This is a genomic window from Paraburkholderia elongata (assembly GCF_013177735.1).
Taxonomy (GTDB): Bacteria; Pseudomonadota; Gammaproteobacteria; order Burkholderiales; family Burkholderiaceae; genus Paraburkholderia; species Paraburkholderia elongata.
Genome location: NZ_WOEZ01000117.1, coordinates 1 through 13,318 on the forward strand (window position 1 = coordinate 1; position 13,318 = coordinate 13,318).

Genomic DNA, 13,318 nt, shown 5'->3' on the forward strand with positions numbered 1-13,318 from the left:
CGCGCGGGTACGCCAGCTTCAAAACCATGCGGACTGTGCTGTTCCTCATCGCCGGAAAGCTCGACTTCTCAGCCTTCAACCCACATGCCTCGTAAGCCGCATTACCCACTCCACTTTTGAAATAGCCATATTTTAGTTCGATCCGTATTCCATGAAACGACAGATCGGTAATTCCGCCGGCTGCCCTCGGGTGCTCTTCTAATTCCGACCCGATAGCGGGGATGCGTCGAAGCTCATTACGCACATCCGCCTGAAAGTCAGCTTCGCTGCAAGTTCGGCGGAACAAGGCGTCTTGGAGTGCCCGGCCCGCAAGACTGGCGAGCGGTGTTAGTACTGTCAAGACGTCAGAAAGCTCGACTGCCGTAATCAACGGCCGACCTCGTAGTAGATCCCTTACCTGTATCAGTTTCCTATCAATTCCCGCGTACCCAGTGATGGGCGCTTGGCGCAGGTCGAACCCCTCGATGCGCAGCGTCCTTTGTCCTACAACCGCTATAGGTTGCTCAGTCGCAATAGGGCTAAAGGAGGCGGTGTATCGAAACTCGAAGGGGCGAGCTTGCAGGCTCTGCGGCACTTTTAGTACGGCACGACCACGCTGCAACATCCGGAAGGGCGGATCGCCGGAAGGGCGGGTGAATTGAAATACAGGAAAATCGTAGTTCGATTTCGGCTCAATAGTCACGGGCGATAGGCTCAGAGAATCTGCGCTATCTGGCCATCGGGATACGCGAACCTCGATCTCAAGATCGTGCGCATCACCCGGCGAGAGAAAGTGCGTTTCGTCTGCAGGAACACCATCAATAACGAAACGCAGAAATGCGACGGCCAGTTCTGGCGGATCATCCATCTCCTCGGTCCGCTCTTCGTTCCGCCCGAGGAGACGTGAACCTACTTGCGCCTCAGCAAATACGCCGATTGGCAGCGGTGTGCATGCGACGCTGCGGCAAACTGCACCTACATTTTCGATTGAATCAATTTTGTCGACATCGGAGGCGGCTTCAAGCAATCGAGTTATGGCGTCCGTGCCGCTATATTCAGTGACCCACAATTGGTGTCGCGCCTTAGCCCCACGTAGAAAGCGGTCTGCATCGACGTCGGCGTTCAGGACAGCGGCACGCCACTCCACGAGCATCGCGACAGTTCTGAGCAATTCTGCGAAAGCTGCATAAACCACCGCTGTGGACGCTCTGCCGTAAAGGGGGCCCGCGCGATCTAACTCGCTTGCCGCGTCGCGCAGGTTTGCTGCGTTGTTTGTCCGGGTTTGAACCGCTTGAATTAGCGCCTCAACCGCGCTAATGCGCGCCGGGTAGGTCCGTGAAAGGACTGCGACGTTCTGCATGATTGGTCCGGTGCTCCTCGATTTGAGCTTCTGTCTGTCGCCATTCCTGTGCCAGCTCCGGTAGGATTGCCACCTTGCCCGAAGCAATGGCTTCTTCGTACTTTGTCGCGATACGGTTAAGGTTCGACCGCAGCTTCTGTGCACGCCTCTCCACAGTGTCCGGAATCCGTGAATAGATGGTCTCGTTAATCCGGGCCGCCTCTTCCCACGCACCGGCACCCGTGAGCGTCTCCACCAGAGCGTCGGAAAGGCTTCTGTCGATGGCTGGCGTAGTAGCAATCGCCTCGAGCTGCGCTTTGTGCTGTTGGATCGTGGAAACAGGGAGTTCGTTCAGAGCATTTAGTATCTCGTCTTGTCGATAGTGCGTTACATCCGGGTCAGCTAAAATCCGCAAAACTAGTTCGGCAAAGCCCTCGGCTGCACGCAAGTCGTGTCGAAGCCAACTGATCTTCTCGGCGACGACGTCGGACTTCATTCTCTCCATCAGTGCAACAAAATTTTTTCCGACATTCGTCTGCTTCTGTAGATCGGTCGAAAATCTGCGCAAATATATCTGAATGCATTGTAGGAGGAACCTGTCATCCATGCGGCTCACGGCATAGCTATCTATCCACGCAGCGACCGCGGCCCTAGATCGTTCGTTCAGCCAGTCGGGCAGGGTCAGGTGCTCGAGTGTGTCCACGGCGACACGGTGAACCATTACGTAGGGATCAAAAAGTAGGGACGTAAAGGCTTCATATAATAGTTCAGGCACATCCTCGAGCCCCCGGCGAGTCAACTTGCCGATCGCTTCGGCGGCCGAGCTCCGCGTACGAACGGACGTGCCGACCATTGCCGAATAGAGCGCGGGCAAGGCCGCATTCAAACCGCTTGGCGTTTGCATGAGCCTGTGTGCACTCCTGACCAGAACGCTGCGTAGCTGATCTTGGCCTTCGGGTAGCCTGCCGAGAATTTCGATGTATTGCTCAGTGGCGGAGTCGTCACCACTAGCTGCATTCGCGGCCCACTTTACGAGATCGCTCTGCAAGTTCACCAAAACGCCCAGACGATTCCGATGTTCCAGGCGGCTCAGGAAGTCGCCGTTTTCGATCGGCCCCGCGTCGAAGCGCTGAATCCGATCACCGAGCAACATCGCAGCCCCCAGCAGACCATTCAGTTCGCCACGCGCAACAGGAGTAAGCTCGCTTCCGATGAACGACAATGTATCGTGTATCTCACGCAGAACCCGCTCGTCGTCCGAGATGGAGGCAGCGCTGATTAACCGCTTTAGGGCCACCCTAGCGGTTGTGATCGAAACTGATCTTCCGTCGTCCCGATCGCGCCTGTTGTGCAGAACGTTGCCGTAAGCTTTGTAGATGCGTACTTCGCCCTCGCTCGCGGCGCTCGCAATAAATTGGGCTACTAACGCGTCAGTTTCCTCTGGACAGGATTCCAACGCCAATGCAAGGGCGTCCTGAAGTCGGTGAATAACTTCATCTTCACCGCTATAGCCAGTCTCGCGGGCGTCGATCAGCAAGTGAGCGCGGGCAAGCTTTGCTAGCAGGGAACGGGAGAAGTGACTGGCAATGGCCTTGTTCTCCGTCACAAGGGCCTGGATGGCGCGTGCGCCCGACGAAACTAGGTAGGGCGCTCGCTGATCCAGAAGCTTGCCGATTCCGGCCTCGACAGCGTCGGGCTGAGCCCGATACACAACGATCAGTGGAACCGGAACACGATCTCGCTCGCCCCCCCAAAAATGCATATGTTCAGGATTCGCGAGATCGATCAGCGCCGGCAGGGCGGTGTCTATCAACGATTCGTCAATGAGCGCGCTATTTACCTCTACGATCGCAGCTGCGACTCTGATGGAACGACGTTCGCCGAGGCTGCGGAGGGCGCAGCAAGTAAGACGCCTTTGATCGGCCTGCAATTTCTGCAGAAGGAGCAGGCCTGTTTCGTCGAACCAGCCCTCCCGACCTTCCAGAAGTGAAAAGCAGTGTTCGACGATGGTTGCCGTAAACGTCTCGGGAGCAAGTTGTGCCGCCCCGAGCAGTTGTGCCTCCGCGTCCTTTGAGGTGCCCTGATCGATCTCTTCCAAGTGATCGACTATGGCAGCGGATAAGGGACTAAGTTTTGCCCGTAGAGTTCGACGAGCGAACTGCCGCGCAGCCCGCTGGCCCGCCACCCTTTCCTCTCGTGCCTGGGTATCGTCCGCAGCGCGCTTCCGGTCGATGTCTCTCTGCTGTAGCAGACTCGTCAAATTCGGCAGTCGAACGGGCACGCGATGAGGGCAAGTAACGCAGTTTCGATCGTGAAAATCTAGCGCCGCGTCGGCGAGATCCCAAGTTGCTGAACCGCCTGCAGGAGCGTGGTCGCAGGCCATGTAGTGGTGACCGATGGGAAGCCCGGTTTCCATCTCGACTATCCCAGTGCCTCCATACTTCTCGACACGCGCGTGTGAGCACCAGTTGTGAACGAGCTCCATTACCTGCTTGTTTCTTTCACCGCTAGCGATGGCACGTTGAATGTGTCGGTCAGTGTCCACGGGGCGTCCTGTACACCTATCTCTTTGGGGGCACCCGCAGTTTATCCTACCTTTTTCATTGGCCCAATGCGCCGCCGGCCTTGGACTGTCAGTTCCGAGCTTTTACCCGATGCGCCCATAGGCCATTCATGCGGTCTGGCGAATTTGGCATTTCGATGCTTGACGCATAATTAATCTCCGTTCGCGTGAAGTCGGAACGCGGTGACACTGCGTTACAGTGCAAACATGCAGGTATATGACAATCGGCCTCAATACATTTTATGATGCGGTGTCGGACGCATCCGGGGGAAAAGTAATGATCGAGTCAATTGAGATCTGCGATGTCGCAACCTATGTTGAAGCACAGTCGCTCACCGGTTTGTCAAAATTTAATTTTATATACGGGTCTAATGGCTCGGGAAAGACCACCGTTTCGCGCGTCATTGCCGATGAAGGTGCATATCATAGCTGTCGGGTGAAGTGGAAAAGTGGCGCAAAAATGCAGGCGATGGTCTACAACCGAGACTTCGTCGAAAGGAATTTCGGCCCGTCGACCGAACTCAAGGGCATCTTTACTCTTGGAGAGAAAAACGCCGAGACCCTCGACAAGTTAGCAGCCGCGAAAACGGACCTCGACAAATTCGGAAAATCGATCTCGGAGCTGACTGAGGTTCGCGACGGCACTGATGGACTCGGGGGAAAACGAGGCGAGTTGACGAAGGTTGAGGATGACTTTAGAGATGCATGCTGGGCGCAAAAGAAGAAGCACGAGAAAACGCTCAAGAAGGCGTTCGAGGGCGTGTTGAACAGTTCAGAAAATTTCAAATTGCGAGTGCTCCGTGAAAAGCTATCGAACAACGCCCCTCTGCGGCAGTTGGACGAGCTTGAGGCACACGCCAAGACCGTTTTCGGACCGACTTCGTTGACCGAGCTTTCGGTTCCGATTGTTTCCGGTTCAAACCTGCTGGCCCACGAATCAAATGAGATATTGAAGAAACGCGTGCTTGGAAAGCAGGATGTCGACATCGCGGACATGATTAGAAAACTCGGCAACAGCGATTGGGTCAGACAAGGCCGGGCGTTTTACGAAGTGAACGATAGCACTTGTCCGTTTTGCCAACAGCGCACGGACGATGCGTTTGGCAAAAGCCTCGAAGATTACTTCGATCAAACGTTCCTCAACGACAGCGCGGCGATCGACGACTTGACAGCTGATTACGCGGTAGACGCCGAACGCTTTCAGGCGCAATTAGCGGTGATTCTCTCGAATCCATCCAAATTCCTAAACTCTGATGCACTTAGAATCGAGGCCGAATTGGTCGATTCAAGAATTATGGTCAACAAGCAACTCCTTGCGCAAAAGCAGCGGGAGCCAAGCCGAGTAATTGAACTCGAGCCGATGGGTCCGGTATTGGGGACGATCTCGACGCTGATCGCGGAGGCGAATAAAGCGGTCGCGACCCACAACAAGACGGTCACCAACATCGCACAAGAGAAGCAAGACCTGATCAGCCAGAGCTGGAGATATATTCTCGACGTGGAACTAAAAGCATCGCTACAGGACTACGAAACGAAGCGGCAAGGCCTGACAAAAGCCATCGACGCCATCGGAAAGCGGATCGATGAAGCGACGGATAGTCAGAAGTTAAAGGTAAAGGAAATCGCTGAGCTTGAAAAGCAGTCAACAAGCATTCAGCCTACGGTGGACGCGATAAATTCGCTGCTTACTTCGTTCGGCTTTCGCGGCTTCACGCTTGCTAAAGCGCAGAGTGGCAATTGCTACACGCTAAGGCGAGGGAACGGATCTGACGCCAAAGACACGTTAAGCGAAGGCGAACGGACTTTTGTCACCTTCCTGTATTTCATTCATCTTCTCAAGGGAAGCGAATCCGAGAGTGGGATGACTAGCGACCGTGTAGTTGTGTTCGATGATCCAGTGTCGAGCCTCGACAGCGACGTCCTGTTCATCGTCGCGAGCTTGATCAAGGGTGTGCTGCAGGAAGTTCGAGACGGAAAAGGCCATGTCAAACAGGTATTCGTGCTAACCCACAACGTTTACTTCCACAAGGAGGTGACTTTTAACGCTCGCCGCAACGACCGCGAAGCGATGCGCGGTGAGGAAACCTTCTGGGTAGTCCGAAAATCAGGAGCCAAGTCTAAGATCGAGTCGCACTCAAAGAATCCAATCTCAACGTCCTATGAGCTTCTCTGGACCGAAGTGCGACAGTCGGGGCGAACAAATCTCTCCATCCAGAACACATTGCGCCGGATCCTCGAAAACTATTTCAAGATTCTCGGCCGCATTGATCCCGACGAGATTTGCGACAAATTTGAAGGTGGCGAGCGCCTCATGTGCAGGTCGCTTTTCTCATGGGTAAACGACGGATCGCACTTCGCTCACGACGATTTATATATCGCCATCGACGAGTCGATGGTGGAGCGCTACCTCATAATATTCAGGGCTATTTTCGATAGATCCGGACACGGAGCGCATTACAAGATGATGATGGGCGATGCCTATATCGATCAGCCAACTGCTGCACTAGTCGATGAGACAAAAGGTGCTTCCAAGACCGCGTGAGACTTTCGGCGAACGGCGGGTCTCAAGCAGTGACCGGGCGTATCAACGTCGATTGACGAACGACCGCTCTGGCCGACCGGCGGTCCTCTGAAGTCCTACTATTATGCCCTGCACGTTGCAAAATCGCGCCAACGGCGCTTAGGGCACCCTGCTCCGCAACGCCTCGGCGAGCTTTGCCGCGATAACGGGTGTTATCACCGCGGCCCGACCATTCCGCGGTGGATTTCCCGCTGGCACGGTACCCTTTTAGGGACGTCGAAACCGGCATTCGCATGACCGGGGACCGACTGCCCCGTCGTTCAAGAACTTTGCATAAAAGAAATTTTCAACAACAAAGAACGGGCGCGCTTTTTCTATGTTTATTAGGCACACATTGACGCGACCGTCATCCTCAGCCAACGCTCGGTTACCGGGTCACGAAGTCGTTAACAGTCCGTCAACGACGAGTTGCGCGCCTTCTTCCACGCCACTGGCGATGTAGCCTTCGATGCGCTCCAGCGCCTAGCGGCTAGCGCCTGACAATCGGGCCCATTTCCGCGTCAACTTCGTTGCTGCCTCCGTACCATTTGGGATGCCGGAAATGTCATGGTGCTATCAATACTGCAGGTCTGCGACGAATTCAGGCACGACCGTGAACAGATCTCCAACGAGACCATAGTCCGCGACGCTGAAGATCGGCGCTTCGGGGTCCGTGTTGATCGCGACGATCACCTTCGAATCCTTCATGCCCGCGAGATGCTGGATCGCACCCGAGATGCCGACCGCCACGTACAGTTGCGGCGCGACGATCTTGCCGGTCTGGCCCACCTGATAGTCGTTCGGCACGAAGCCCGCATCGACTGCTGCGCGCGATGCGCCCAGCGCCGCGTTCAGCTTGTCGGCCAGCGGCTCCAGCACCTTCGTGTAGTTCTCGCCGTTGCCCAGACCCCGGCCACCCGACACGATGATCTTCGCTGACGTCAGTTCCGGACGGTCCAGCTTCGTCACTTCACGGCTCACGAACTGCGAGAGGCCGCTGTCCGCCGCCGCTTCGATCTTCTCGACTGCAGCGCTACCGCCTTCGGCCTCCACGGCGTCGAAACCGGTCGTGCGCACCGTGATGACCTTGATCGGGTCAGCCGATTGCACCGTTGCGATGGCGTTGCCCGCGTAGATCGGGCGCTCGAACGTGTCGGCCGAATCCACGGCCGTGATGTCGCTGATCTGTGCGACGTCGAGCTTCGCCGCGATACGCGGCGTGATGTTCTTACCCGAAGCGGTCGCCGACGCGAGGATGTGCGTGTAATTCTTCGCCGGGTCTTGCACAAGCGTCAGCACCGTCGCTTCGACGTTTTCCGCGAGACCCGCTTCGAGTTGCGGCGCGTCGGCGAGTAGCACCTTCGACACGCCTGCGATCTTCGCTGCCGCATCCGCCGCAGCCTGTGCGTTGTGGCCGGCGACCAGCACGTGGATATCGCCACCAATCTTTTGCGCGGCTGCAATCGTATTCAGCGTCGCGGCCTTGATCGACGCGTTATCGTGTTCCGCAATTACCAGATTCGTCATTTCGTCCGTCTCCTCACAGCACCTTGGCTTCGGTCTTCAGCTTCTCGACCAGCGTCTTCACATCCGGCACCATCACACCGGCGGAGCGCTTCGGCGGCTCAACGACTTTCAGCGTCTTCAGGCGCGGCGTCACATCAACACCGAGGTCTTCCGGCTTGATGACTTCCAGCGGCTTCTTCTTCGCCTTCATGATGTTGGGCAGCGTCACGTAGCGCGGCTCGTTCAGGCGCAGATCGGTCGTGATCACAGCGGGCAGCGTCAGCGACAGCGTTTCAGCACCGCCGTCCACTTCACGCGAAACCGTAGCCCTGCCGTCCGCCACGACAACCTTCGACGCGAAGGTAGCTTGCGGCAGGTTCGCCAGTGCAGCCAGCATCTGGCCGGTCTGGTTAGAATCGTCGTCGATGGCCTGCTTGCCGAGGATGACCAGTTGCGGCTGTTCCTTGTCGACCAGCGCCTTGAGCAGCTTGGCGACCGCCAGCGGCTGCAGTTCTTCGCCCGACTCGATCTGGATCGCGCGGTCCGCGCCGATTGCCAGCGCCGTGCGCAGCGTTTCCTGCGCTTGCGTCACACCGGCCGACACGGCGATCACTTCAGTCGCCACGCCCGCTTCGCGCAGACGAACGGCTTCTTCAACCGCGATTTCGTCGAACGGATTCATCGACATCTTCACGTTCGCGATGTCGACGCCCGTGCCGTCCGATTTCACTCGAACTTTCACGTTGTAATCGACCACTCTCTTGAGCGAAACCAGAACCTTCAAACTTTCCTCCCATAAGTTGTCACAGATTCTCTGGCCCTGTCTCGCAAGGCCACTGCAACAGGACCCATGATGACGACGCGGATGACTCTCCCACCACCAAGTCACCGGACCGTAGCCTGGCACACAGTTGCCGCCAGCCTCCAAAAGGCCTCGATCTTGCCTGTCACGACTTGGTACGAAGCCGCGACATCGCAAAAAAATTCGGCCGGCTTGTCCGGAACCGCTTTAACGCAACTTCGATTTTGAAGCGAAGCTGCGTCTCCCGTCGAGTCATCGAGGGACCTGACATACCTTGATTCAAAGCGGTGTACTACAGCGTCCGAGCGATCAACTCTTTCATGATTTCATTCGAGCCACCGTAGATTTTTCCGACTCGCGAGTTGACATAGAGTTTCGCGATTGGATACTCGGCCATGTAACCGTATCCACCATGCAGCTGCAGGCACTCGTCAATGATCTCGCAGCTTCTCTGGGTGCACCACCATTTCGCCATGGCGGCCGTCTCCGGATCGAGTTCACCACGCAGCACCTTTTCCATACAGCTATCGACAAACGCACGCGCAACGGTCGCATTCGTCTTGCATTCCGCCAACTTGAAGCGCGTATTCTGCAAACTGATAAGCTCCGCGCCAAACACCTTACGCTGACGCACGTAGGCGATGGTATCCTCAAGCGCCCGCTCCATTGCCGCCAATGCGGCTATGGCAATGATCATCCGCTCTTTCGGCAATTGCTCCATGAGTTGGGAGAAACCTTTGCCCTCTTCAGTGCCCAGCAAGTTCTCGGTCGAAACTCGTACATCGTCGAAAAACAGTTCCGTCGTGTCCTGTCCCTTCAGGCCGATTTTCTCCAATACGCGCCCTCGGCGGAAGCCCGGTAGATCTTGGGTCTCGACGACAACAATTGAGACACCCTTTGCCCCCATCCCCGGATCCGTTTTGGCGACGACGCAAACAAGATCCGCGTGCAGACCGTTTGAGATGAACGTTTTCGAGCCATTGATCACGTAGTGATCTCCGTCACGGACAGCCCTTGTCTTGATCGACTTCAAATCGGACCCCGCGCCGGGTTCCGACATCGCGATGGCGCCGATCATCTCCCCCGTGGCCATCTTGGGAAGCCAACGTTGCTTTTGTGCTTCCGTCCCGTACCTCAGGATATAGTGCGCGACGATGCCGCTATGCACACTGTTACCGAGGCTGCTCGCCAGCGCTTTCGCTTGCTCGAACATGATAATCGCTTCATGAGCAAACGTTCCTCCGCCTCCCCCATATTCCTCGGGAATGCTTGCGCATAACATGCCAACCTCGCCGGCCTTGCGCCATGCTTCTCGATCGACGTGGTGCTGCTTCCACCAGCGCTCTTCATTTGGTACGAGTTCGCGTTCAATGAATTTTCGGATCGCGTCCTGGAAGATCGCGAGATCATCCGTGATCCACGGGCTTCGACTTTCCGACATAGAATCCATCCCAGGTTAAGTACAGTTGTGGCTAGATACTCGGCCGTCGCTCAACGCGGATGCTGGCCGTCGTCAACCTTCAAAAATGTGCCGGTAACGAAATCAGACGATGGCGACACGAAGTACAGCAGCGTACTGTCAAGCTGCTAAGGGTCGCCCATCCGACGGCGCGGAAATCGATCTGTCACATCGCCGACCCGTTGCAGCATTTCACCCATCATCTCCGACTCAAACATACCAGGCGCAATGGCATTCACGTTAATACCGAACTTTGCCCATTCGACAGCCAATGCCTCGGTCATCCTTACAACCGCTGCCTTGCTGATTGAATATAGCGCGACCCCGTTCCCATCAAGAATCGCCGCGTCATGCCGTCGCTGTTGGATCCCGGCGTCCCCTTTACCAACCTTCCCAATCTCGTGGCGTACGACAGGCATCTATGATCAATGTGTCCCGCATCTCCTGTCTCCGTTGAAAACTACGGGTGACCAACGTTTCGCTTCACGAATCGTCAGTCTCGCTCCCAATCAATCGGAGTAGCAGACAAGTCGGTACATCTGGATGGCACTTGAACCATTCGTCACAACTTGCAAGATTCTACTTGCAGCTTCCCAGCGTGCCCGGATCGATACATTCCAACTATGGCGCCCGGCAGATTCTCGAAACCTCTACCACATCGCTAATGAGTTTTAGTCTTCCCTCATTTATCAGACGGGAACGATCGTCTTCCGCCCGCTGGCGATCGTGATAGAACGCATCGACAATCCACGCCTCCGATTTGATGTTGCGTCCGCGAAGAATGACTTCGATATCTTTTGTAATTCCGACCGCCTGACGCGGTGTCGCGGGTGCCCCGCCACTGTTCAGTTTGTCAGCAAATAGCGTGGCGGCCGCCCTGTAGAACACGATAATCCCGGTGCAATTCATCAGCCCAAGCACGGTTTCGGTCAGGGCGCCCACCTACACCGTCATAATTGACATCAATCCCATCTGGAAATGCGTCTGCGATTTCGGCCTTGAGGTTACCCGAGCGATAGTCGATGAAACCGTCCACGCACAGAAACCTCTGACGAGCGGGTACGTACAGCCATCACCGACTGTCGCCACGTGTGGTTAGAGGTTCGGCGTCGCCTCTCACAGACATGCATACAATGCGTCGATCAAGCCACGTCGACGCGGGTAAAAGTCAATTTGGTCGCTCATACGATTCATGGCGTAACCAACAGCTAGATCAGCGACCGGGTCGGCGAACGTTTGTCGAACATGATCAGATCTCGAAGAAAAAAAACCTTGTATATCAACGACAACAAAATTTATTCGCGTCTACCGTAAGATGAAATCTGATTTTCTGGCGAAAAATGGCTTGGAGAACGTTTCCTGGCCCTTTCGCCTAATGCACGACCGTCAATTCGCTTCTTATAACTACGTTTAATGATTTGACACCCTCGTGCGCTACCCTCGTGGAGTTCATACCCATGAACGCAAAGCATGAACTCGAAGCGCGTATGCAAACCCTGTCGATCCGCACCTACGATCTTCCCTTTACGTACCGGCCGATCTCGGGCGGGAATACACACCAGTTGCCGTCCTCGTGGTGAAAGAAAGCAATGGTCAGAGGGCCAGCGAGCCGCGCTACCTCGACGCACACATAGCGCACACCCTTGGTTGTGCGCCCAATTCTTGTGACGCGCAATGGACTTGCCTGCGTAGGCGCAAGCGCAAGCCATTTATCAACCTGCGAGCGTAAAGTTCTTTTACCTGTATCCATGGCCGAATTCTCATGCTACGCATTAACGAATATCTCAGTAGTTACTTTGTTATACGAATTATGTAGAACCAGCTTCGATCAGCTATCAAAGTCACTCGACGAACGTCACATTGGTAACTCCACCTTCCTCGCACATCGCCTGAAAACTGAACCTGCCTCGCCTTCGACGGAGGCCGTGCACCACAGTAATCATCCGATTTGGTCCCGATGCGCCGAGAGGATGACCAAGCGCGTTAACGCAACCACGGACATTCATACGGGCCGAGTCCGCCCCAACGGGTTTCAGCCATGCCAGTGGAATCGGGCCAACTCACCAACCATGACCAGCGAGTCCGAGAGAAAGGAGCATAGTCAACTAGATGCGGAGCTTTCCGCGCCCAATTCCCGTAGACACTCATTGTGTGCGCCGCCGATGCGTTCCCCTCGGATCACCAACTAGGACTAACGTGGCGCCATTCGAAGGGCGCCGTCCAAGCGAATAGTTTCACCATTCAGCATTGAATTCACGATGATATGTTCAGCGAGCATTGCATACTCTTCGGGACGGCCTAATCGCGCAGGGTGCGGGACGGATTGCCCAAGGGCTTCCCGTACCTGAGGAGCCACGCGCGCCAGCATCGGTGTATCGAAGATGCCGGGGGCAATACTGCATACGCGAATCGCCCGGTTCGCCAGGTCGCGTGCCGCAACGAGCGTCATGCCGACGATGCCAGCCTTTGCGGACGCATACGGGATCTGGCCAATTTGCCCTTCGTACGCCGCCACCGATGCCGTTAGAACAATTACGCCTCGTTCTCCTTCGATTGGATCCGCCTTTGCCATGCTGGCCGCAGCAAGACGCAATACATTGAAGCTGCCGACAAGATTTGTTGCTACGATCGCCGCATACGTCTCGAGCGATCCCGGTCGCCCATCCTTATCAAGCGTCCGCAACGCTCCACCACGACCCGCACAGTGAACCGTCGCCCGGAGCGGTCCAAACACTTCTGCGGCTGCGAACGCAGCCTCCATCTGACTCTCAGACGTGACGTCGGCTGCCACGAATGCCACCGCTCCGATTTCCGTCGCGACCTCTGCCCCATTCGTCCCTGGTAAATCGACGATTACCACCTTTGCACCGGCCTGAACAAGACGCTCGGCCGTAGCCCGACCGAGTCCCGAGGCTCCGCCGGTGACGACGGCAGTCTCCGTAATCTTCATGTTATTTCCTTTGCTCAAACGGTCTAAAAGAGATCCACACAGTCCAAACAGTCACCTCAACTTCAGGATAGACTCAACATACGTATATGTCAATGCATATGACCACGCGGGATTTTCATGCGACCGATCGGTAGACCGTTGAACGCGTACGAATCCGCTC

Annotated in this window: 11 protein-coding genes; 2 read left to right on the plus strand and 9 right to left on the minus strand. The window is 55.9% G+C overall.

Going from position 1 to position 13,318, the window contains the following annotated elements; genetic code table 11:
• Positions 1–1,339, minus strand: a 1,339-nt coding sequence (locus GNZ13_RS21735; protein WP_172167971.1) for a hypothetical protein, incomplete at its 3' end; no start/stop codon positions are given.
• Entirely contained in the window at positions 1,293–3,734 is a 2,442-nt protein-coding gene (locus tag GNZ13_RS21740) for a hypothetical protein (RefSeq protein WP_172167972.1), read from the minus strand. The genes GNZ13_RS21740 and GNZ13_RS21735, both read right to left, overlap by 47 nt.
• A 364-nt stretch (positions 3,735–4,098) precedes the next feature.
• Between GNZ13_RS21740 and GNZ13_RS21745 the strand changes: the two genes are divergently transcribed.
• The gene (locus tag GNZ13_RS21745) at positions 4,099–6,423 is read left to right on the plus strand and encodes an AAA family ATPase (RefSeq protein WP_236002124.1); all 2,325 of its coding nucleotides are present in this window, start codon (positions 4,099–4,101) and stop codon (positions 6,421–6,423) included.
• Positions 6,424–7,017: 594 nt separating this feature from the next.
• Here GNZ13_RS21745 and GNZ13_RS21750 read toward each other — a convergent pair.
• The 5 genes from GNZ13_RS21750 to GNZ13_RS21770 form a co-directional block, all read right to left on the minus strand.
• The gene (locus GNZ13_RS21750; RefSeq protein WP_172167973.1) at positions 7,018–7,968 is read right to left on the minus strand and encodes an electron transfer flavoprotein subunit alpha/FixB family protein; all 951 of its coding nucleotides are present in this window, start codon (positions 7,966–7,968) and stop codon (positions 7,018–7,020) included.
• A 13-nt stretch (positions 7,969–7,981) separates the two neighbouring features.
• Positions 7,982–8,731 carry an electron transfer flavoprotein subunit beta/FixA family protein gene (locus tag GNZ13_RS21755; protein ID WP_172166840.1) on the minus strand — a complete coding sequence of 250 codons (750 nt, stop codon included), beginning with the start codon at positions 8,729–8,731 and terminating at the stop codon, positions 7,982–7,984.
• 310 nt (positions 8,732–9,041) lie between these two features.
• Positions 9,042–10,190 (minus strand): acyl-CoA dehydrogenase family protein, encoded by a 1,149-nt coding sequence (locus GNZ13_RS21760; protein WP_172167974.1) that lies wholly within the window; start codon positions 10,188–10,190, stop codon positions 9,042–9,044.
• A 146-nt stretch (positions 10,191–10,336) separates the two neighbouring features.
• Positions 10,337–10,627 carry an SDR family NAD(P)-dependent oxidoreductase gene (locus tag GNZ13_RS53530; RefSeq protein ID WP_216674907.1) on the minus strand — a complete coding sequence of 97 codons (291 nt, stop codon included), beginning with the start codon at positions 10,625–10,627 and terminating at the stop codon, positions 10,337–10,339.
• 202 nt (positions 10,628–10,829) lie between these two features.
• Positions 10,830–11,150, minus strand: a complete 321-nt coding sequence (locus GNZ13_RS21770) for a hypothetical protein (RefSeq protein WP_172166838.1) — start codon at positions 11,148–11,150, stop codon at positions 10,830–10,832.
• A 515-nt stretch (positions 11,151–11,665) separates the two neighbouring features.
• On the opposite strand from GNZ13_RS21770, the gene GNZ13_RS53875 reads away from it, so the two are divergent.
• Positions 11,666–11,788 (plus strand): hypothetical protein, encoded by a 123-nt coding sequence (locus GNZ13_RS53875; protein ID WP_328807249.1) that lies wholly within the window; start codon positions 11,666–11,668, stop codon positions 11,786–11,788.
• Positions 11,789–12,049: 261 nt separating this feature from the next.
• Here the strand turns inward: GNZ13_RS53875 and GNZ13_RS21775 are convergent, their stop codons facing one another.
• Both GNZ13_RS21775 and GNZ13_RS21780 read right to left on the minus strand, forming a co-directional pair.
• The gene (locus tag GNZ13_RS21775) at positions 12,050–12,259 is read right to left on the minus strand and encodes a hypothetical protein (RefSeq protein WP_328807272.1); all 210 of its coding nucleotides are present in this window, start codon (positions 12,257–12,259) and stop codon (positions 12,050–12,052) included.
• A gap of 140 nt (positions 12,260–12,399) precedes the next feature.
• Complete coding sequence (locus GNZ13_RS21780) at positions 12,400–13,158, minus strand: SDR family NAD(P)-dependent oxidoreductase (protein ID WP_172166835.1); 759 nt, start codon at positions 13,156–13,158, stop codon at positions 12,400–12,402.
• Positions 13,159–13,318 lie beyond the last annotated feature (160 nt).

Excerpts from the sequence above, each read along its gene's own strand:
- GNZ13_RS21760 (WP_172167974.1), bottom strand. The coding sequence starts at position 10,190 with ATGTCGGAAAGTCGAAGCCCGTGGATCACGGATGATCTCGCGATCTTC.
- GNZ13_RS21750 (WP_172167973.1), bottom strand. The coding sequence starts at position 7,968 with ATGACGAATCTGGTAATTGCGGAACACGATAACGCGTCGATCAAGGCC.
- GNZ13_RS53530 (WP_216674907.1), bottom strand. The coding sequence starts at position 10,627 with ATGCCTGTCGTACGCCACGAGATTGGGAAGGTTGGTAAAGGGGACGCC.
- GNZ13_RS21780 (WP_172166835.1), bottom strand. The coding sequence starts at position 13,158 with ATGAAGATTACGGAGACTGCCGTCGTCACCGGCGGAGCCTCGGGACTC.
- GNZ13_RS21745 (WP_236002124.1), top strand. The coding sequence starts at position 4,099 with ATGACAATCGGCCTCAATACATTTTATGATGCGGTGTCGGACGCATCC.
- GNZ13_RS53875 (WP_328807249.1), top strand. The coding sequence starts at position 11,666 with ATGAACGCAAAGCATGAACTCGAAGCGCGTATGCAAACCCTGTCGATC.
- GNZ13_RS21740 (WP_172167972.1), bottom strand. The coding sequence starts at position 3,734 with ATGGAAACCGGGCTTCCCATCGGTCACCACTACATGGCCTGCGACCAC.